Source organism: Pseudomonas sp. C32, assembly GCF_030417915.1.
Classification (GTDB): domain Bacteria; phylum Pseudomonadota; class Gammaproteobacteria; order Pseudomonadales; family Pseudomonadaceae; genus Aquipseudomonas.
Genome location: NZ_JAUHUK010000010.1, coordinates 135,826 through 157,383 on the forward strand (window position 1 = coordinate 135,826; position 21,558 = coordinate 157,383).

The 21,558-nt window shown below is 60.5% G+C and carries 17 protein-coding genes; 14 read left to right on the forward strand and 3 right to left on the reverse strand.

From position 1 onward, the window contains the following. Positions 1-15: 15 nt before the first annotated feature. Complete coding sequence (locus tag QYH43_RS13670) at positions 16-966, reverse strand: glucokinase (RefSeq protein WP_301157212.1); 951 nt, start codon at positions 964-966, stop codon at positions 16-18. Further along, positions 963-2,789: a phosphogluconate dehydratase gene (gene edd / locus QYH43_RS13675; protein ID WP_301157213.1), complete on the reverse strand. Its 1,827-nt coding sequence runs from the start codon at positions 2,787-2,789 to the stop codon at positions 963-965. The genes QYH43_RS13670 and edd overlap by 4 nt, the downstream gene beginning before the upstream one ends. Positions 2,790-3,009: 220 nt before the next feature. Between edd and gap the strand changes: the two genes are divergently transcribed. The 9 genes from gap to QYH43_RS13720 all read left to right on the forward strand — a co-directional run bounded on the left by gap (position 3,010) and on the right by QYH43_RS13720 (position 14,094). Next, positions 3,010-4,011 carry a type I glyceraldehyde-3-phosphate dehydrogenase gene (gene gap / locus QYH43_RS13680; RefSeq protein WP_301157214.1) on the forward strand — a complete coding sequence of 334 codons (1,002 nt, stop codon included), beginning with the start codon at positions 3,010-3,012 and terminating at the stop codon, positions 4,009-4,011. Positions 4,012-4,146: 135 nt separating this feature from the next. After that, on the forward strand, positions 4,147-4,611 hold the full coding sequence (locus QYH43_RS13685; protein ID WP_301157215.1) for a methylglyoxal synthase: 465 nt from the start codon (positions 4,147-4,149) through the stop codon (positions 4,609-4,611). A gap of 77 nt (positions 4,612-4,688) precedes the next feature. After that, positions 4,689-5,207 carry an RNA polymerase sigma factor gene (locus QYH43_RS13690; RefSeq protein ID WP_095152731.1) on the forward strand — a complete coding sequence of 173 codons (519 nt, stop codon included), beginning with the start codon at positions 4,689-4,691 and terminating at the stop codon, positions 5,205-5,207. 121 nt (positions 5,208-5,328) lie between these two features. After that, entirely contained in the window at positions 5,329-6,294 is a 966-nt protein-coding gene (locus tag QYH43_RS13695; protein WP_301157216.1) for a FecR domain-containing protein, read from the forward strand. 122 nt (positions 6,295-6,416) lie between these two features. After that, positions 6,417-8,981, forward strand: coding sequence for a TonB-dependent receptor (locus QYH43_RS13700; protein WP_301157217.1), 2,565 nt, complete (start codon positions 6,417-6,419; stop codon positions 8,979-8,981). 111 nt (positions 8,982-9,092) lie between these two features. After that, positions 9,093-9,695 carry a biliverdin-producing heme oxygenase gene (locus tag QYH43_RS13705; protein ID WP_301157218.1) on the forward strand — a complete coding sequence of 201 codons (603 nt, stop codon included), beginning with the start codon at positions 9,093-9,095 and terminating at the stop codon, positions 9,693-9,695. Between the two features lie 153 nt (positions 9,696-9,848). Further along, positions 9,849-10,238, forward strand: coding sequence for a YbaN family protein (locus tag QYH43_RS13710; RefSeq protein ID WP_301157219.1), 390 nt, complete (start codon positions 9,849-9,851; stop codon positions 10,236-10,238). A gap of 202 nt (positions 10,239-10,440) precedes the next feature. Then, on the forward strand, positions 10,441-12,579 hold the full coding sequence (locus QYH43_RS13715; protein ID WP_301157220.1) for a methyl-accepting chemotaxis protein: 2,139 nt from the start codon (positions 10,441-10,443) through the stop codon (positions 12,577-12,579). Positions 12,580-12,747: 168 nt separating this feature from the next. After that, positions 12,748-14,094, forward strand: a complete 1,347-nt coding sequence (locus tag QYH43_RS13720; RefSeq protein WP_301157221.1) for a CoA transferase — start codon at positions 12,748-12,750, stop codon at positions 14,092-14,094. 248 nt (positions 14,095-14,342) lie between these two features. Here the strand turns inward: QYH43_RS13720 and arcD (QYH43_RS13725) are convergent, their stop codons facing one another. Beyond that, the gene (gene arcD / locus QYH43_RS13725; protein WP_301157222.1) at positions 14,343-15,770 is read right to left on the reverse strand and encodes an arginine-ornithine antiporter; all 1,428 of its coding nucleotides are present in this window, start codon (positions 15,768-15,770) and stop codon (positions 14,343-14,345) included. Positions 15,771-16,162: 392 nt separating this feature from the next. Between arcD (QYH43_RS13725) and arcD (QYH43_RS13730) the strand changes: the two genes are divergently transcribed. The 5 genes from arcD (QYH43_RS13730) to QYH43_RS13750 all read left to right on the forward strand — a co-directional run bounded on the left by arcD (QYH43_RS13730) (position 16,163) and on the right by QYH43_RS13750 (position 21,422). Continuing rightward, positions 16,163-17,590: an arginine-ornithine antiporter gene (gene arcD / locus QYH43_RS13730; protein ID WP_301157223.1), complete on the forward strand. Its 1,428-nt coding sequence runs from the start codon at positions 16,163-16,165 to the stop codon at positions 17,588-17,590. Positions 17,591-17,622: 32 nt separating this feature from the next. Beyond that, positions 17,623-18,873: an arginine deiminase gene (arcA, locus tag QYH43_RS13735; RefSeq protein ID WP_095061354.1), complete on the forward strand. Its 1,251-nt coding sequence runs from the start codon at positions 17,623-17,625 to the stop codon at positions 18,871-18,873. A gap of 68 nt (positions 18,874-18,941) precedes the next feature. Continuing rightward, positions 18,942-19,952: an ornithine carbamoyltransferase gene (locus tag QYH43_RS13740; RefSeq protein WP_301157224.1), complete on the forward strand. Its 1,011-nt coding sequence runs from the start codon at positions 18,942-18,944 to the stop codon at positions 19,950-19,952. Positions 19,953-20,117: 165 nt separating this feature from the next. Continuing rightward, positions 20,118-21,047, forward strand: coding sequence for a carbamate kinase (gene arcC, locus QYH43_RS13745; protein WP_095061350.1), 930 nt, complete (start codon positions 20,118-20,120; stop codon positions 21,045-21,047). Between the two features lie 12 nt (positions 21,048-21,059). Continuing rightward, positions 21,060-21,422 (forward strand): DUF5064 family protein, encoded by a 363-nt coding sequence (locus QYH43_RS13750; RefSeq protein ID WP_095061348.1) that lies wholly within the window; start codon positions 21,060-21,062, stop codon positions 21,420-21,422. Positions 21,423-21,558: the final 136 nt, after the last annotated feature.

The following is a 21,558-nucleotide window of genomic DNA, read 5'->3' on the forward strand; positions in this document are numbered from 1 at the left end:
GAAGGCGACTCGTTCTCAAGCCTGTTCGAGTGCTACACCGGCACCAACAAGACCGGAATACGGCGCCGTCACCAGCCACACCGGAATGCCCTTGAAATAATCACTCATGCAACCCTTGTCGGCGAAGCAGCGGGCGAAACCGCTTTCAAGGAAGAAATCGGCAAACCGCGGAATCACCCCGCCCACGATGTACACGCCACCGCGCCCACCGCTGGTCAGCACGTTGTTGCCCGCCACTCGACCGAGCCAGCAGCAGAATTGCTCAAGCACTTCCAGGGCGATCGGATCACCTGCCAAACCAGCAGCGGTAATCGCTTCCGGCGTGTCGAGCACCGGCGTGTGACCGTCCACTGCGCAAATGGCTCGATAAAGGCGCGGCAGGCCGCCGCCGCTCAACGCGGTTTCGGCGCTGACATGGCCGATCTCGTTGAAGATGTGCTGCCAGAGTTGGGTTTCACGCGGGCTGCTCAATGGCAGATCGACGTGACCGCCCTCACCCGGCAGCGCGGCAAACCGCCCTTCGCCCAGATCGAGCAAAGTGCCGACGCCCAGGCCAGTGCCCGGCCCGATCACCACCGCCGGGCGCAACGGCTCGGGCGTACCGTCGCAGACCACGCGGAATTCGCCGGGCTGCAAACGGGTCATGCCCAACGCCATGGCCGAGAAGTCGTTGACCAGCAACAGCTGATCGACCTGCAAGGTCTGGCAGAACCCCTTGCGGCTCAGGCGCCAGTGATTGTTGGTGAACTTGAACTCGTCGCCGCTCACGGGCCCGGCCACCGACAGGCAGACCGAACCGATTGAACCCGGCACCAGACCGAGCCCGCTCAGATAGAGGCTGATTGCCTCTTCCGGGCTGGAAAAATCGGCCGTTGCCAGCACCTGGACCGATTCCAGCTGCTGGTTTTTCCACAACGCGAAACGTGCGTTGGTCCCACCGATGTCACCGACCAAAGCCAGTTTCAATTAAGCGTCTCCAGGGCAGAAGTGAAGGCGCTGGCGCCCTGCTCCGCCGAGCTGAAGGCCATGCGCATGAAACCAAACAGTTCGCGACCGGTGCCGATGTTGTTGCCCAACAGGCCTTTGGCCGGCGTGCGCGCTGCAAATTCTTCGGCGTCCACCTTAAGCTCCAGGGTGCCTTTGACGCCATCGACGCGGATGATATCGCCCTCCTGCACCCGCGCCAAAGGGCCACCGACATAAGCTTCGGGGCTGACGTGAATCGCCGCCGGGATTTTGCCCGATGCGCCGGACATGCGCCCGTCGGTGACCAGTGCGACTTTAAAGCCGCGATCCTGCAGCACACCGAGAAACGGCGTCATCTTGTGCAGTTCCGGCATGCCGTTGGAACGCGGGCCCTGGAAGCGCATCACTGCGACGAAATCCTTCTCCAGCAAGCCGGCCTTGAACGCATCCGCCAGGTCTTGCTGATCCTGGAACACCATGGCCGGTGCTTCGACGATCTGGTTTTCCACGGCCACGGCGGAGACTTTCATCACGCCACGACCGAGGTTGCCTTCCATCACGCGCAAGCCGCCCTCTGCCGAGAATGCACGTGCGACCGGACGCAGGATGCTTTCATCAAGGCTGTCGGTCACGCCTTCGCGCCAAACCAGTTCGCCGTTATCGAGGAACGGTTCCATGGTGTAACGACTCAGGCCATGGCCGAGCACGGTGTTGACGTTTTCGTGGAGCAGCCCGGCTTCCAGCAGTTCGCGGATCAGGAACGACATGCCGCCCGCCGCCTGGAAGTGGTTGATATCAGCCTTGCCGTTCGGGTAGACGTGGCTCAGGGTCGGCACCACCTCGGAGAGGTCGGCCATGTCCTGCCAGGTCAGTTGAATACCCGCCGCCATGGCGATGGCCGGCATGTGCAAGGTGTGGTTGGTCGAGCCGCCGGTGGCATGCAGGGCCACGATGGAGTTGACCAGCGAGCGCTCGTCGACGATTTCGCCGATCGGCATGTAGTCGCCATTTTGCTTGGTCAGGCGCGTGACCTGATGCGCGGCTTCGCGGGTCAGGGCATCGCGCAGCGGCGTGTTCGGGTTGACGAAAGAAGCGCCTGGCAAGTGCAGGCCCATGACTTCCATCAGCAACTGGTTGGTGTTGGCGGTGCCGTAGAAGGTGCAGGTGCCGGGGCTGTGGTAGGAATTCATCTCCGACTCCAGCAGCTCTTCGCGGCTGGCCTTGCCTTCGGCATAGCGCTGGCGCACATCGGCTTTCTGCTTGTTGGAAATGCCCGAAACCATCGGCCCGCCCGGCACGAAGATCATCGGCAGATGACCAAAACGCAGCGCTCCCATCATCAAGCCCGGCACGATCTTGTCGCAGATGCCGAGCATCAGCGCGCCGTCGAACATGTTGTGGGACAGCGCCACTGCTGTGGACAGCGCGATCACTTCACGGCTCGGCAGGCTCAGTTCCATGCCCGGCTCACCCTGGGTCACGCCATCGCACATGGCTGGCGTGCCACCGGCGAACTGGCCGACGGAGCCGATCTCGCGCAGGGCTTTTTTGATCTGTTCAGGGAAGACTTCGTACGGCTGGTGCGCCGAGAGCATGTCGTTATATGACGAAACAATCGCAATGTTCGCGGAGTTCATCATCCGCAGGCTGTTCTTGTCGTCGCTGCCGCACCCGGCCACGCCGTGGGCGAAGTTGGCGCATTGCAGTTTGCCGCGCATCGGACCGTCGCTGGCCGCACCGCGAATCAATGCAAGGTAAGCCTCACGCGTGGCGCGGCTGCGGGCGATAAGCCGTTCGGTGACCTCAAGGACGCGGGGATGCATGTGTAGAACTCCAGGCTAACGGATGTGGCGACCTGATTGTCTATGCTGATCAAAGACCGGTGTCGATGGGATGACAGACGGTTTTCTTGATCGGTCGGACCAGTTGGTTCAGGTCACTCGTTGTAGATTGAACAAAATATTGCCATTAAAAAGGCTTGTTTTCTATTTTTTTGCGAATAATCTTGTAATTCCAACAACAAAACGACGGTAGCGCAGACAAATGACTCTTCGAATCGCAATCAATGGCTTTGGCCGCATCGGCCGTAACGTACTGCGCGCACTCTATACACAGGGCTACCGTCAGGATCTGCAGATCGTCGCCATCAATGACTTGGGCGACAGCGCAATGAACGCACACTTGCTCAAGTACGACACCGTTCACGGCACGTTCGACGCCGATGTCTTGCACGATCAGGAAAGCCTGACCGTCAACGGTGATCGCATCGCGGTCAGCGCCATCCGCAACCCGGCCGACCTGCCCTGGGCTGCGGAAAAAATTGATGTCGTGTTCGAATGCACCGGCCTGTTCACCGACAGGGCCAAAGCCGCCGCGCATATTACGGCGGGTGCACGAAAAGTCATTATCTCAGCGCCAGCCAACGGTGCCGACGCCACGGTGGTGTATGGCGTGAACCACGACATTCTGCGCCAGTCGCACCAGATTATTTCCAATGCTTCGTGCACCACAAACTGCCTGGCCCCGGTGGCCCAGGTGCTGCACCGGGAGTTGGGCATCGAAAGCGGTTTGATGACCACGATCCACGCCTACACCAACGACCAGAACCTGACTGACGTCTACCACACCGACCCGTACCGCGCCCGTTCGGCCACCCAGAACATGATCCCGAGCAAGACCGGTGCTGCCGAAGCGGTCGGCCTGGTACTGCCGGAACTGGCGGGCAAGCTCACTGGCATGGCGGTGCGCGTTCCGGTGATCAACGTGTCACTGGTGGACTTGACCGTGCAGCTGAAAAAAGACGCCAGCGCCGAGGAAGTCAACGCGCTGATGAAAGAAGCCAGCCAGCATTCGAAAATCCTCGGCTACAACACCCTGCCGCTGGTCTCCAGCGACTTCAATCACAACCCGCTGTCGTCGATCTTCGATGCCAACCACACCAAATCCAGCGGCAAGCTGCTCAAGGTTCTGGCCTGGTACGACAACGAATGGGGTTTCTCCAACCGCATGCTCGATAACTGCCTGGCGCTGTGCAACGCTGAGTAATTCTGCGTCTGCAAAATTGCTATCGCCAGCAAGCCGGCTCCTACAAGGTTGTGCCGTATACGATTGTTGTAGGAGCCGGCTTGCTGGCGATAGCGTCCTCAGAATCACCCTCGCAAATCGCCTGTGGAACCATCCATGATCGGTATCAGCTTTACGCAAAAGAACCTGGCGGCGCGCAAGCGTATCGCCCTGGTTGCCCACGACCACTGCAAGGAGTTTTTGCTCGACTGGGCTGCACGGCACAAAGCCACACTGGCGCAACACAACCTGGTCGCCACCGGCACTACCGGGTTGTTGTTGCAACAACGTCTCGACCTGCCGGTGGAAAGCATGATCAGCGGCCCATTGGGCGGTGATCAGCAGCTCGGCGCGCAAATCGCCGAGCAACGGGTCGACATGCTGGTGTTTTTCTGGGACCCCTTCGAACCGCAACCACACGACCCGGACATCAAGGCGTTGCTGCGGGTTGCAGCGGTCTGGAACATCCCGGTGGCCTGCAATGAATGCAGCGCCGATTACCTGCTCAGCAGCCCGATGATGGATCAGGCGCATGCGCATCGGATTCCGGATTACGCGACTTATTTGCAAGCCCGGGTGTAATCCTTCACAAATCAGTACTTGACCATTTAAGTGGATGATAAGCATTATCATTCGCTTGAAATGGATCAGGTCCTCCCGTGAGTCAATCGCGCTTCAACGACGTCTTCATCACCCAGCGGGTCTCTCTGCTGCGCACGCTGGAGCGGATGGTCAACAATCACAGCACCGCCGAAGACCTCCTGCAGGAAACCTACCTGCGGGTGACCCGGGCGCTCAGTGAGCGGACCATCGATCATCTCGAACCCTTCGTGTTCCAGACGGCCCGTAACCTGGCGCTGGACCACTTGCGCGCGCGGCGTATTCATTCGCGCACGATGGTTGACGACGTTCCGCAAGAGGTCATGCACAGCGTCGCCGCCCCGACCAGCAGCGCTGAAGATGCTGCCCATGCCGAACAATTGCTGGAGCGCCTGAACGTGAGCCTCGGTGAACTCAGCAGCCGGCAGCAGCGGATTTTCATCCTCAGTCGCCTGCACGGGCACAGCTATCAGGAAATCGCCGACGAACTGAGCGTGTCCCTCAGCACGGTTCAGAAAGAACTCAAATTGATCATGTCGATCTGCATCGGTGTCGCCGACCGGCTAAACGCCGATTGAGGCCGTTAGACTTTTTTCAAAGCCTCATCGACTGCGCTGATCATCGGCCTTTGCTACCCTTGGCCCACTTTTTACGCTTCACTAAAAAAACAGTCGTGCACAGACACGCCGAGGAAACACCGTGACGGACAACCACCGCTCCCCTGCGCCTTCACCGGCACAGGACGCCGCCACTGCAATGGACCAGGCCCTGGACTGGCTCATCGTGCTCGGCTGTCCTGATGAGGAGCAGAGCCGTCAATTCCACGCATGGCTCGACGCCGACCCGCTGAACGCCCAGGCGTTCGCCAAGGCCCAGGCGATCTGGGACGGTCCGCAAGTGGCGCAGAGCGCGCAAAGCCTGGCGGCGCGTCCACCGAAAATCACCGTGCTCACGCGCCTGCGTCCGCACTGGAAACCGCTGGCCACCGCCGCCGTGCTGATCCTCGGACTGTTCAGCTTCAGCAACCTGCCGATGCGCCTGCAAGCCGATCACCTGACCGTGGTCGGCGAGCGCCAGCGTCTGCAACTGGAGGACGGTTCCAAAGTCCTGCTCAACACCAACTCGGCGTTTTCCAGCACCATCAACGACCAACAGCGCGTGGCTCGGCTGTATCAGGGCGAGGCGTTTTTCGAAGTGCAGGCCAATCGCGGCCAGCCATTGGAAATCGACGCCGGCCCGGTCAAGGCCAGTGTCCGCGATACTGCGTTTGCCGTGCGCTACCTCGACGGCGTGGCGCAGGTGCGGGTGCAGCGCGGCAACGTCGACTTGCGCGCCACCCGCAATGACGCGCGGGTGCGCTTGTCCGCCGGGGAAAGTATCCGCATCGGTCCCAACGGGTTCGACCGCCCGGCCAAACTCGATGCTGCCACAGACCTGGCGTGGGTCCAGGGACGGCTGGTGTTCGAAAACTGCCCGTTGAACCAGGTGCTGGCGGAGCTTCGTCGGTATTACCCGGGCTGGATCATCAACAACAACGAGCAACTGGCCGATATCACCGTGACCGGCAACTATCGCCTCGACCAACCGCTGGACGTGGTTCGGTCCCTCGCCCACATCACCTCGGCACGGCTCCAGGAATTCCCGGCGCTGGTCATCCTGAACTGAATGAGAATTATTTTTACTCGATAGCCAAATCCCGTACGTCTCGTTATAGCCAATGCAATTGATTCGCATCTCACTATGCCAATCAGCACCTATAAAGATTCGTGCGACACGGAGCGCTATCGATGTCCTCTCGCCTTACCCGCCCAGCCTCTTCACCTTCCCGCGTGCTGTCGCTGTTGACCGCTGCCATCCTGATGGCCGGCGCTGCACCGCTGATGGCCGCCAACGCCGCCGAGCAGTCGACACGCAAAATGGGCGATTACGCGTTCGCCATTCCCCAGCAGTCGCTGGTATCGGCGCTCAATGCCTTTACCGCCGTCACCGGCTGGCAGGTCGGCGTGTCGTCGGAGCTGGCGCAAGGCGTAGCCTCGCCGGGCGTGAGCGGGTCGCTGTCGCCAGAGAAAGCGCTGGATCGCCTGTTGGTGGGGACCAACCTGAGCTATCGCAAGCTGGGCAACAACAGCATCGTCCTGGAAAAGCGCACCACCAACAGCGCGCTCAATCTGGATCAGGTGACCATCAGCGCCACCCGTAACGAGCAGGATGTAAACAGCGTGCCGAGCACGGTCTCGGTCTACACCCGCGAAGATCTGGACCGCAACAACGTTAATACCATCAAGGAACTGGTGCGCTACGAGCCCGGTGTTTCGGTCGGCGGCGCAGGCCAGCGTTCCGGTATCACCGGCTACAACATTCGCGGCATCGACGGTGACCGTGTCTTGACGCAGATCGACGGTGTGCAGGTCCCCGACGGTTTCTTCAACGGCCCGTACGCCCAGACCAACCGCAACTACGTTGACCCGGAAATCGTCAAGCGCGTGGAAATCCTCCGCGGTCCGGCGTCAGTGCTGTATGGCAGCAATGCGATTGGCGGCGCGGTCAGCTACTACACGCTGGACCCGGACGACATCATCAAACCCGGCAAGGATGTCGGTGCACGCCTGAAAACCGGCTACAGCTCCGCCGACGACAGCTGGCTGACGTCCGGCACCGTCGCGGGCCGCACCGGCGAGTTCGATGGCCTGTTGCACCTCAGTCAGCGCAACGGTCATGAAACAGAGTCCTACGGCGAAACCGGCGGCACTGGCCTGAACCGCACGGAAGCCAACCCCGAGGATGTGCGCACCACCAACATTCTGGCCAAGCTTGGCTGGAACTATGCCGACGACGCACGACTGGGTCTGACCTACGAGCACTACAAGGACGACCGCGACACCAATCAACTGAGCGCTGTGGGCGGGCCGTTCAACGCCGGACGCGGTTTCGGCTTCTACAAGGCCCGCACCGGCAACGACACGATCACCCGCGAACGTTTTGGCATCGAACACAACTTCGGACTGGACAGCGCACTGGCTGACAACATCAAGTGGTCGCTGAACTACCAGATCGCCAAGACCGACCAGAGCACCGAGGAAATCTACGCGCCGTCGCGCACCGTGCTGCGTAACCGCGACACCACCTACAAGGATCGCCAATGGGTCTTCGACGCCCAGGCTGACAAGTCGTTTGCCGTCGCCGACACCGAGCACCTCGTGACCTATGGCACCACCATCAAGCAGAACAAGGTCACCGGCCTGCGTACCGGTTCCGGCACCTGCCTGACCGTCGCCGGTGCTTGCCGTGTCATCGGTGCCCCGAGCGCCGCCGACACGCTTAAACCCGCCAGTGACTTCCCGGACCCGACCATCAACAGCTACAGCCTGTTCGCCCAGGATCAGATCAGCTGGGGCAACTGGACGTTCCTGCCCGGCGCTCGCTATGACTACACCGAACTCAAGCCGCACGTCACCGATGAATTCCTGGTCACCGCCGACCAGAGCGGTAACGGCGACGTAAGCGAAGAGACCCAGACCTGGCATCGCCTCTCGCCGAAGTTCGGCACCACCTACAGCTTCAACGACCATTACACCTGGTACGGTCAGTACGCCGAAGGATTCCGCACCCCGACCGCCAAGGCCTTGTACGGTCGCTTCGAAAACCTTGCCGGCGGCTATCAGGTCGCGCCGAATCCGGACCTGGAACCAGAGAAGAGCAAGAGCTACGAGACAGGCTTGCGCGGCAACTTCGAGCAGGGCTCGTTTGACGTGGCGGTGTTCTACAACAAGTACCGCGACTTCATCGACGAGAACGCCATCACGCCCGGCTACACCGAGACCACGTTCCAGAGCAACAACATCAAGCACGCGACCATCAAGGGCGCGGAGATCAAGGGCCGCCTGAACCTCGACGCCTTCGGCGCGCCGCAAGGCCTGTACACCCAAGGCTCGGTGGCCTATGCCTACGGACGCAACGACGACAGCGGCGAACCGCTCAACAGCGTCAACCCGCTGACCGGCGTGTTCGGCCTCGGCTACGACCAGGACAACTACGGTGGTGTGCTCAACTGGACCCTGGTGAAGAAGAAGGATCGCGTCGACAGCACCAACTTCAAAACCCCGGACGGTACCAGCACCCAGTTCAAGACCCCGGGCTTCGGCATTCTGGACCTGAGCGCGTTCTACAAAGTGACGGACGATGTGACCGTCAGCGGCGGCGTCTACAACCTGACCGACAAGAAGTACTGGCTGTGGGATGACGTGCGCGGCTACGACAGCGTCGGCGAAGCCTCGGTGACACAACCGGCCAACCTTGATCGCCTGACTCAGCCGGGTCGCAACTTCGCGGTCAACCTGATCTGGGATATCTGATCCGGGTCGCCTCGCCGGGATTCATGCAAGCACCCGGCGAGGATTTTTTACTGTCAGGCGTCTTCCTGTTCGTCTCGTTACCAAGCGCCTCTTCTTTCCCAAGGATTTGCCATGAATACCCAGGACACTGCTCAACGCCCCAACCTGCGTTCGCAACGCTTGAACCAGATCACCCACGAGCCGCACACCAAGCTCGATGCCCTGGTCAAAGCCCACGCGCCGTTCGAAACCCAGGCCAATTTCGCTCGTTTCGTGGTCGCGCAGTACCTGTTCCAGTCGGAACTGGTGTCGCTGTACAACGATGCCGAGTTGACCACCATTGTTCCGGACCTGCCGGCCCGCTGCCGCGCCGATGCGGCCAAGGCTGACTTGGCGGACCTCGACACCGAAGTGCCGGCGCCAGTTGCCGGTGCCCTGAGCAACCCGACCAAAGCCGAAGCCCTCGGCTGGATTTTCGTCTCCGAAGGTTCCAAGCTCGGCGCGGCGTTCCTGATCAAGCGTGCTGTGGGCCTGGGCCTGAGCGATACCTTCGGTGCCCGTCACCTGGGCGAACCGGCCGGTGGCCGCGCTGAAGGCTGGAAGAGCTTCGTCAAAACCCTCGACGGCCTGGAGCTCTCTGCGCAAGAAGAAGCCGAAGCGGAAAAAGGCGCCATCGACGCGTTCAACCGCTTCACCGTGTTGCTGGAACAGGCTTACGCTACCGAAGTAGCCTGACCCATCCCCTGTAGGAGCGAGCTTGCTCGCGAAGCGGAGTGCCAGACTATTCAAATGTTGAATGTTTGACCGCCATCGCGAGCAAGCTCGCTCCTACAGGGGACGCCGCCAGTCTGTTAGATTTCGATCCGCCTCACGTGCTGTCTTGAGCCCATGCCCGCCTCCTCCAAACTCTCTCGTTTCCTCTTCGGCCTGCTGGCCTACGTCAGCCTGGGCATCGGCCTGATCGCCATCGTCATCCCCGGCCTGCCCACCACCGAGTTCATCCTGCTGGCCGCCTGGGCCGCCACGCGAAGTTCGCCACGCTTGAGTGCCTGGCTGGAAAACCATCGACTGTTCGGCCCCATCCTCTTCAACTGGCGCAACGGCAAGATCATCGCTCGCCGGGCCAAAATCAGCGCCACGGTCAGCATGCTGTTATGTGTGAGTCTCATGCTGGTGATGCTCGACCATGGCTGGCCAATCTATTTGGCGATTGCCGGGATGGCCCTGGGCAATCTGTGGATCTGGTCACGTCCGGAATCACTGCGGCAAACAGCCTGAACCCAGCCGCGATTTACTCTCGTTTTTAATCCGATCTTCGCGACATTCTTCCGCGCAAACGTTCAACCACTACCGTTCGTCGGAGTGCCATTCATGAAACCTCGGCGCCACGCCGATGTGCATTGAATGGCGCTAAATGGATTTAGCGAGTCGAGCCGCCAAGGCTCACAGCCAACACTTCATCCATTCGCGAGTTCGCCCTATGTTCGACTCACTGTCCATCCGCCTGAAAATCGTTCTGCTGTCCGGTCTGTGCCTGCTGGGTGTAGTCGCATTGATCGTCGGCATGAACATTTACCAGACCGATCAGAACGATGATCTGGTCAGCGATTCCAGCAGCAGAATGCTCACCGCCAGCGTGCAGGACCTGCTCCAGGCCAAAGCGGCCGAGCAAGCGGTGCGGGTGCAGAAGACGTTTGGCGAAACCCTGACGGTGGTCAACGGCCTTGCCGATCAGATCATGGACATGCGCACCCTGGCCGCCAAGCGCGCGCTTGAGCCCGGCGCGCTGCGTGAGGACCTGAACCAGAGCCTGAAAACTGCCTTCGAGCGCAACAGCAAAGTGCTGGGGATCTGGCTGGCGTTCGAACCCAATGGCCTGGATGGCAAGGACAGCGAGTTCGTCGATGACGCGGCGCGCCAGTCCAACGAGGCCGGTCGCTTCGCCACCTACTTCAGCCGTGCCGGTGGTGAAACGCTGAACACGATCATGGTCGAAGAGGACATGACCAAAACCACCCTGAACCTCAGCGGTACGCCTTACAACGTCTGGTACACCTGCCCGCGGGACAGCAAGCGCATCTGCTTGCTCGACCCCTACGCTGATACTGTCGGCAGCAAGGAAATGTTGATGACCACCATTTCCGTGCCGCTGCTGGTGGACGGCAAATCCATCGGTGTAGTCGGTATCGACATCGCCCTCGACGCTTTGCAAGCGGCCGCGGTTGATTCCCAACGTGAACTGTTCAACAGCGCCGGGCACATGCTGATTGTGTCCGGCACCGGCGTAGTGGCCGCCTACAGCGTCGATGCAACGAAAGTCGGCAAGAGCATCGGCGATACGCTCGGTGCGGACGGCAAAGACATTCTGCAATTGCTCGGCAACGGTGCACCGAAGGTTCTCGAACAAGGCGACCTGATCCGCGCGGTTTATCCGGTCAGCCCGATTGCCGACGCCAAGCCCTGGGCCGTGGTGATCGACCTGCCCAAGCAAGTGTTGCTGGCCGACTCGGTCAAGCTGCAAACCGTCCTCGACGACGCCCAGCAAAGCGGCACGATCAAAGCCCTGTTGGTGGCGGTGATTGCCGGCGTGGTTGGCCTGTTGCTGATGTGGCTCACCGCCTCGGGCGTGACCCGGCCGATCGACAGCGTGGCGCAAATGCTCAAGGCGATTGCCAGCGGCGACGGCGACCTGACCCAACGCCTGCACTACAGCAAGAAGGATGAACTGGGCGAACTGGTCAGCTGGTTCAACCGCTTCCTCGACAAGCTGCAACCGACCATTGCGCAGATCAAACAGAGCATCACCGACGCCCGCGGCACGGCCGATCAGTCGTCCGAGATCGCCCGCCAGACCAGCGAAGGCATGCAGGTGCAGTTCCGCGAAATCGACCAGGTCGCCACCGCGTCCAACGAAATGAGCGCCACCGCCCACGACGTCGCCAACAGCGCGTCGAACGCGGCCAATGCCGCCAAAGGTGCCGATCAGTCGGCCCGCGACGGCATGCAGATCATCGAGCGCAGCACCCGCGACATCAATCAACTGGCCGAGGAAGTCAGCAAGGCCGTGACCGAAGTCGAAGCCTTGGCGGTGAACAGTGAGCAGATCGGCTCGGTGCTGGAAGTGATCCGCAGCATCGCCGAGCAAACCAACCTGCTGGCGCTCAACGCGGCGATTGAAGCTGCCCGTGCCGGTGAAAGCGGTCGCGGCTTTGCGGTGGTGGCCGATGAAGTACGCAACCTGGCCAAACGCACCCAGGACTCGGTGGAGGAAATCCGTTCGGTGATCGAGCGCATCCAGAGCGGCACGCGCGGCGTGGTCGCGACCATGCATTCGAGCCAGACCCAGGCCCACAGCAACGCCGGGCAGATTCAGCAAGCGGTGCAGGCCTTGGGCAAAATCAGTGACGCCGTGACCGTGATCAGCGACATGAACCTGCAAATCGCCAGCGCCGCCGAGCAACAAAGTGCCGTGGCCGAAGAGGTCAACCGCAACGTCTCGGCGATCCGCACCGTCACCGAAACCCTGACCGGCCAGGCCACTGAATCGGCGCAGATCAGCAGCCAACTCAACTCCCTGACCACTCACCAGATGAAACTGATGGACCAGTTCCGCGTGTAATCGAGATTCCCCTTGTAGGAGCGAGCCTGCTCGCGATAGCTGACTGACCTGCAATGCAGATGTCACCTGATCCACCGCTATCGCGAGCAAGCTCGCTCCTACAGGGGGATTTCATCTGGCCTTTAAAGTTTTTGATTTAATATCTGGCTCTCTCCCGGAGGGCCTTCGATGACTGATCTGCTCACGCCCATTCAAGTCGCACTCGGCTTGCCCCACACCCCGATCCCATTCACCTCCCGCGGCGCCTTGCCCTCGGCGTTCGCCGTCACCGACCTGGCCTGTGCCAGCATCGCCGCTGCCGGCCAGGCTGTCAGCGAACTGCTGCACCAGCAAACCGGACGCCTGCCCAACCTTGAAGTCGACCGACGCCTGGCGTCGTTCTGGTTCTCGACATCGATCCGCCCGACAGGTTGGAGCCTCCCACCGATGTGGGACCCGGTCGCCGGTGACTACGCCGCGCGCGATGGCTGGATTCGCCTGCACACCAACGCCCCCCATCACCGTGCGGCGGCGGAACGCGTGCTCGGCGTCTGCGCCGACCGAGCAGCGATGGCAGGCAAAGTCGCGCAATGGACCAAAAACGATCTGGAGCAGGCTGTCGTCGAGGCCGGTGGCTGTGCCGCAGAAATGTACAACCGAGATCAATGGCACGCACACCCACAAGGCATGGCAGTCAACGCTGAACCGTTGATTCAGTTCACACGCAACCACAGCCAATGCGTCAAGCCATGGCAAGGCTCGGTTGCCCGACCGTTGGCCGGCATCAAGGTGCTGGATTTGACCCGAGTGTTGGCGGGGCCCATTGCCAGTCGGTTTCTGGCCGGTCTCGGCGCCGACGTGTTGCGCATCGACCCGCCGACATGGGATGAGCCAGGCGTCGTGCCCGAAGTCACCCTGGGCAAGCGCTGTGCGCGTCTCGACCTTCACGACAAGGCGGATCGCGCCGTGTTCGAAGCCTTGCTCAAAGACGCCGACATTGTGCTCCACGGCTACCGCGCCGATGCGCTGGAGCGCCTTGGGTATGGCGCGGTTTACCGGCAGCAGTTGAGCCCTGGCCTGATCGACGTCTGCCTCAATGCCTACGGCTGGAGCGGTCCGTGGCTGCACCGGCGAGGTTTCGACAGCCTGGTGCAGATGAGCACAGGCATTGCGCAGGCGGGCATGACCTGGAAGCAGGCGGACAAGCCGACGCCATTACCGGTGCAGGCCCTCGATCACGCCACCGGGTATCTGATGGCGGCCAGTGCGATCCGCTTGCTGGCCGAATGTTTGAGCGGCGGCGTTGGAGGTTCGGCGCGATTGTCGTTGGCACGTACGGCGAGGTTGTTGATCGAGGCCGGGGCCGGGTCCGATGAGCCGTTGCGGGATGAGGATCAAAAGGATCAGGGAATGGAGATCGAGCAGACGCCGTGGGGGCCGGCGCATCGCTTGCGGGTTCCGCTGAAGATCGATGGGACGCCGTTGCAGTGGTCATTGTCGGCGACGCCATTGGGTTCTCATCGCGCTCAGTGGTGATGCCCGAATAGTCTTCGCCGGCAAGCCGGCTCCTACAGTTGTCGGCACACGTCCCGCGTTTAATTGTAGGAGCTGGCTTGCCAGCGAAAGCGCCTGACCGTTCACCACAGATCCGGAATCAGCTCAATCCTCCCGACTCAACGCGGTCCACAACAACTGCGTCGCATACCTCGATAAGGCCGCCACGCCTCGGCACGCGACAACAGCTGTCGAGCCGTCACCGACCCACCTTCCAGCGCCGCACAATTTCATAGACTCAGTAACCCGCTGTACAACCCATACGCTGCCAACCCGGCCCCGCTGATGACGCAGGCAAAAATGCCCTTCTCTGCGAGCGTGAACAGTGGCTTGCCTTGCTCATGCCGGGCTTTGGCAAACAGGATCACGCCGGGCGCATACAGCAATGCCGAGAGCAGCAGATATTTCAAGCCACCGGCGTACAACAACCACACCGCGTAACCCAGGGCGATACCGGCGATCAACAGATCCTTGGATCGCTCAGCCGGTGAGTTTTCGTAGGTTTCGCCGCGCCCGCTCAACAACACCGCATACGCCGCCGACCACAGATACGGCACCAGGATCATCGACGAGGCGAGGTAGATCAGGCTGGTGTAGGTGCCGGCGGAAAACAGCGTGATCAGCAAAAACAGCTGGATCATCAGGTTGGTCATCCACAGCGCATTGACCGGCACATGGTTGGCGTTTTCCTTGGTCAGAAACGCCGGCATGGTCTTGTCTTTGGCCGTGGCAAAGAGGATCTCGGCGCACAGCAGCGCCCAGGACAACAAGGCGCCGAGCAACGAGATCGCGAGGCCGACGCTGATCAGCAACGCCCCCCACCGGCCGACGATATGTTCCAGCACCGAGGCCAGTGACGGGTTCTGCAACTTGGCCAGTTCCGGCTGAGTCATGATCCCCAGCGACAACACGTTCACCAGCACCAACAGCGCCAGCACCCCGAGAAACCCGATGACCGTTGCCCGGCCTACGTCCGAGCGTTTCTCCGCGCGCGCCGAATACACACTGGCGCCTTCGATGCCGATAAACACGAACACGGTGACCAGCATCATGTGCCGCACCTGGTCCATTACGCTGCCGAACTGCGGATTGCCATGCCCCCAGATGTCCCGGGTAAAGATGTCAGCCTTGAACGCCACGGCGGCGATCACGATGAACATGATCAGCGGCACGATCTTGGCCACCGTGGTCACCAGGTTGATGAGCGCCGCCTCCTTGATCCCGCGCAGCACCACAAAATGCACGGTCCACAACAACACCGAAGCGCAGCCGATGGCGATGGGGGTGTTACCCTGCCCAAACACCGGAACGAAGTAGCCGAGGGTGCTGAACAGCAGGACAAAGTAGCCAACGTTACCCAGCCAGGCGCTGATCCAGTAACCCCACGCCGACGAAAACCCCATGTAGTCGCCGAACCCGGCCTTGGCGTAGGCGTACACACCGGAATCCAGTTCGGGCTTGCGATTGGCCAGGGTCTGGAACACGAACGCCAGCGTCAGCATGCCCACGGCCGTGATCGCCCAACCGATCATGATGGCTCCGGCATCGGCCTGAACCGCCATGTTCTGCGGCAGGGAAAAAATCCCGCCGCCGATCATCGATCCCACCACCAGCGCGATCAGTGCGTTCAGGCGAAGTTTTTGCGGCGCTTGCGACATGGCTGCGTCTCCGGGAGGCAACAGGGTGCGTATCCAAATGAGTGAAGCGTAATAACGATTATTGAATAACGCCAACCAGCCGCCTATTTACACGCACAAAACGGCTATATAACCGTCGACGACAATCGTTTTACTTACAACTTTCTTATTAAAAGAATATTTCACAAAAGACATTTACAAAAAATTGCGCAATAGAACTATCGCGATAACTCAAACCAAATAAAAACACTATCCGATAAATGCGAAAAAGGCTCTGGAATGCGGATTACAGACAAATCGTAATGGCACTCTGCCGATAATTACTGAATACACCAATGCACTGATCCACGTCAGTTAATTTAATAACCATCAGACTTAGCCTTTCCACTCTTCCCCTGCATTGGTGCCATGCAATGTCTGCATCCCCCGGAAAACTGAAACTCGGCGCATTGGTTGCGCTGGTTGTTGGTTCAATGATTGGTGGCGGGATCTTTTCCCTGCCGCAAAACATGGCCGCCAGTGCCGATGTCGGCGCCATTCTGATCGGTTGGGCCATTACGGCCGTCGGTATGCTCACCCTCGCCTTTGTGTTCCAGACACTGGCCAATCGCAAACCCAATCTCGACGGCGGGGTCTACGCCTACGCCAAGGCCGGGTTTGGCGACTACATGGGTTTCTCGTCGGCGTGGGGCTACTGGATCAGTGCCTGGCTGGGCAACGTCGGCTATTTCGTCCTGTTGTTCAGCACCCTGGGCTACTTCTTCCCGATTTTCGGGGAGGGTAATACGCCAGCGGCGGTGATCGGGGCGTCGGTGCTGCTCTGGGCGGTGCACTTCCTCGTGCTGCGCGGCATCAAGGAAGCGGCGTTCATCAACCTGGTGACCACGGTCGCCAAGATCGTGCCGCTGGTGCTGTTCATGCTGATCGCGGTGTTCGCCTTCAAACTGGACATCTTCACCGCCGACATCTGGGGCTTCAAGAACCCGGACCTGGGCAGCGTGATGGACCAGGTGCGCAAAATGATGCTGGTCACCGTGTGGGTGTTCATCGGCATCGAAGGCGCGAGCATCTTCTCGGCCCGGGCGGAGAAACGCAGCGACGTGGGTAAAGCCACGGTCATCGGCTTCGTCACCGTGCTGCTGTTCCTGGTGCTGGTGAACGTGCTGTCGCTGGGGATCATGACTCAGCCGGAACTGGCCAAGTTGCAGAACCCGTCGATGGCTGCGGTGCTGGAACATGTGGTCGGTCACTGGGGCGCGGTGCTGATCAGCGTCGGCTTGATCATCTCGCTGCTCGGGGCTTTGCTGTCGTGGGTCCTGCTGTGTGCGGAGATCATGTTCGCCGCCGCCAAGGACCACACCATGCCGGCCTTCCTGCGCAAGGAAAACGCCAACCACGTACCGGTCAATGCCTTGTGGCTGACCAACGCCATGGTGCAGATCTTCCTGGTGATCACGCTGTTTTCGGCCAGCACCTACCTGTCGCTGATCTACCTCGCCACGTCGATGATTCTGGTGCCTTACCTGTGGTCGGCGGCCTACGCCCTGCTGTTGGCGGTGCGCGGTGAAACCTACGAAGGTGCGCTGGCCGCACGCAAGAAAGACCTGTTCATCGGCGCCGTGGCCCTGATCTACGCGGTCTGGCTGATCTACGCCGGCGGCATCAAGTACCTGCTGCTCTCGGCCCTGCTCTACGCCCCCGGCGTGATCCTGTTCGCCAAGGCCAAGTTTGAAATGAACAAACCGGTTTTCACCAACATCGAGAAGCTGATTTTCGCCGCAGTGGTCGCGGGCGCCCTGGTGGCGGCCTACGGACTCTACGACGGCTTCCTGACCCTGTAACACACGTCTTTGTCATCTGGAGGAACACTGCAATGACCATGGAAAAGTACGGCGTACATTCCGAGGCAGGCAAACTGCGCAAAGTCATGGTTTGCTCGCCAGGGCTAGCCCATCAGCGGCTGACCCCGAACAACTGCGACGAACTGCTGTTCGATGACGTGCTGTGGGTGGCCCAGGCCAAGCGTGACCATTTCGACTTCGTCACCAAGATGCGTGAACGCAACATCGATGTGCTGGAAATGCACAACCTGTTGACCGACATCGTCGCCATTCCCGAAGCTTTGGACTGGATCCTGGAGCGCAAGATCACCGCCAATTCGGTGGGCCTGGGTCTGATCAATGAAACCGCTTCGTGGCTGCGCAGCCTGGAGCCGCGCAAGGTCGCCGACTACCTGATCGGTGGCGTTTCGGGCGACGATTTGCCGAGCAGTTTCGGTGGCAAGGCCATCGAGATGTACCGCGACTTTGTTGGCCACTCCAGCTTCATTCTGCCGCCGCTGCCCAACACCCAGTTCACCCGCGACACCACCTCCTGGATCTACGGCGGTGTCACGCTCAACCCGATGTACTGGCCGGCGCGCCGTCAGGAAACCCTGCTGGCCACCGCCATCTACAAATTCCACCCCGAGTTCACCAACGCCGACTTCCAGATCTGGTACGGCGATCCAGACCTGGAGCACGGCCACTCCACGCTCGAAGGCGGTGACGTGATGCCGATCGGCAACGGCGTGGTGTTGATCGGCATGGGCGAGCGCTCATCGCGCCAGGCCATTGCCCAACTGGCGGTGAACCTGTTCAAAAACAAGGCCGTCGAGAAAGTGATCGTCGCTGGCCTGCCGAAGTCCCGCGCGGCGATGCACCTGGACACCGTCTTCAGCTTCTGCGATCGCGACTTGGTCACGATCTTCCCGGAAGTGGTGAACCAGATTGTCGCCTTCACCCTGCGTCCCGATGAAAGCAAAGCGGATGGCATCGATATCCGCCGCGAAGAAACCAGCTTCCTCGATACCGTCGCCCAGGCCCTCAACCTCAAGGCGCTGCGCGTGGTGGAAACCGGTGGCAACAGCTACGCCGCCGAACGCGAGCAATGGGACGACGGCAACAACGTGGTGGCCCTGGAACCGGGCGTGGTCATCGGTTACGACCGCAACACCTACACCAACACCCTGCTGCGCAAGGCCGGTGTGGAAGTCATCACCATCAGCGCCGGCGAACTCGGCCGCGGACGGGGCGGTGGCCACTGCATGACCTGCCCGATCATCCGCGACCCGATCGACTACTAACCTGTTGACCTTGGCCGACGCGTATCCCGCGCGGCCAAGGGGATTACCCAAACCCAAGGAGATCCAAAATGGCGTTCAATATTCACAACCGCAATCTGCTGAGCCTGGAACACCACACCCCTCGCGAATTGCGCTACCTGCTCGACCTGTCCCGCGACCTCAAGCGCGCCAAGTACACCGGTACCGAACAGCAACACCTGAAGGGCAACAACATCGCCCTGATCTTCGAAAAGACCTCGACCCGCACCCGTTGCGCCTTCGAAGTCGCAGCCTATGACCAAGGCGCGAACGTCACCTACATCGACCCGAACTCTTCGCAGATCGGTCACAAGGAAAGCATGAAGGACACCGCCCGCGTGCTCGGGCGCATGTATGACGCCATCGAATACCGTGGCTACAAGCAGGAGATCGTCGAAGAGCTGGCCAAGTTCGCCGGCGTCCCGGTGTTCAACGGCCTGACCGATGAATACCACCCGACCCAAATGATCGCCGACGTGCTGACCATGCGCGAACACGCCGACAAGCCGATCCACGAGATCAGCTACGCGTACCTGGGCGATGCACGCAACAACATGGGCAACTCGCTGTTGCTGATCGGCGCCAAACTCGGCATGGACGTGCGCATCTGCGCGCCGAAAGCCCTGTGGCCGGCGGACGATCTGGTGGCCCGCTGCAAACAGTACGGCGAAGAAAGCGGCGCTCGCATCACCCTCACCGAAGACCCGAAAGAAGCGGTCAAGGGCGTGGACTTCATCCACACCGACGTCTGGGTGTCGATGGGCGAACCGGTCGAAGCCTGGGCCGAGCGCATCCAGCAATTGCTGCCGTACCAGGTCAACGCCGACCTGATGAAAGCCACCGGCAACCCGCGCACCAAGTTCATGCACTGCCTGCCGGCCTTCCACAACTGCGACACCAAGATCGGCAAACAGATTGCCGAGCAGTACCCGTTCCTGAACAACGGCATCGAAGTGACCGATGACGTGTTCGAGTCGCCAGCCTGCATCGCCTTCGAGCAAGCGGAAAACCGCATGCATACGATCAAGGCGATTCTGGTGTCGACCCTGGCTGATCTGTAAGCCATACAGCTCCCACTGACACGACATGGTCACTGTGGGAGTTGGCTTGCCTGCGATAGCCACGCCTCGGTGTCTCTGACCGACCGCAGCGATCCTATCGCGAGCAAGCTTGCTCCTACAGGGGATCGAGTTGTTTGCCTTTCCTCTGTTTAGAAGGACTGCACCATGCGTATCGTCGTAGCCCTGGGCGGCAACGCCCTGCTCCGCCGTGGTGAACCCATGACCGCTGACAACCAGCGCGCCAACATCCGGATCGCCACCGAACAGATCGCCAAGATCCACCCCGGCAACCAACTGGTCATCGCCCACGGCAATGGCCCGCAGGTTGGTCTGCTGTCATTGCAGGCGGCGGCCTACACCTCGGTTTCGCCCTATCCGCTGGACGTGCTCGGTGCCGAGACCGAAGGCATGATCGGCTACATCATCGAACAGGAACTGGGCAACCTGCTGGACTTCGAAGTGCCGTTCGCCACCTTGTTGACCCAGGTCGAAGTCGACGCCAACGACCCGGCCTTCAAGAACCCCACCAAACCCATCGGCCCGGTCTACACCAAAGCCGAGGCCGAAGCGCTCGCCGCTGAAAAAGGCTGGGCCATCGCCCCGGACGGCGACAAATATCGTCGCGTGGTTGCCAGCCCGAGACCGAAACGCATCTTCGAAATCCGTCCGATCAAGTGGCTGCTGGAAAAAAACAGCATCGTGATCTGCGCCGGTGGCGGCGGCATTCCCACCATGTACACGTCCCCCGGCAAACTGGAAGGCGTCGAGGCCGTCATCGACAAGGACTTGTGCTCGGCGCTGCTGGCCGAACAGCTGGAAGCCGATCTGCTGGTGATCGCCACCGACGTCAACGCGGCGTTCATCGACTTCGGCAAACCCACCCAGAAAGCCATCGCCCAGGCGCACCCCGATGAACTGGAAAAGCTCGGCTTCGCTGCCGGTTCCATGGGACCGAAGGTGCAGGCAGCTTGCGAATTTGCACGCCATACTGGAAAAATCGCAGTGATCGGCTCGCTGTCGGACATCGAATCGATCATTCTGGGCGTCGCGGGTACACGCATCAGCACCGCGACACGGGGCATTACTTACTTGTAGGGAGAGGTGTTTATGGCAACGTTTGATCCAGGTCACTTGCACATCGAGCGCCATGCGCTGAACAAGGATGATGTGAGCTACAACATCCACCTCGACTATGAAGTCAGCAAGAACCCCAAAGGGGAAAAAGGCATTCAGTTCACGATGCATGGCAGCATTCTGGGCAAGGAATTGAAGGAGCCCTTCTTTCTGCCCAAGGAAGAAGCCTACAACTTCGCCAGCAATGTGACGAAAATTGCCGAGAAACATGGCATTCCCAAGGAAAAAATCGCTATTGGTTCGACACACGAACATTACGACCTGATGTTCGAAGACATCCGCAAGCAACTGAATATGAAATCCGGTGACCCGATAGACCTCGAGAAATTCGAGTAAGCCCTATCCCTTGTAGGAGCTGGCTTGCCAGCGATGAACGATAACGCGGTATTACTGACATACCGCACCGTCCGAATCGCCAGCAAGCCGGCTCCTACAGGTGCTGTACCTGACTGCGGATTTCACCTCTACCCCT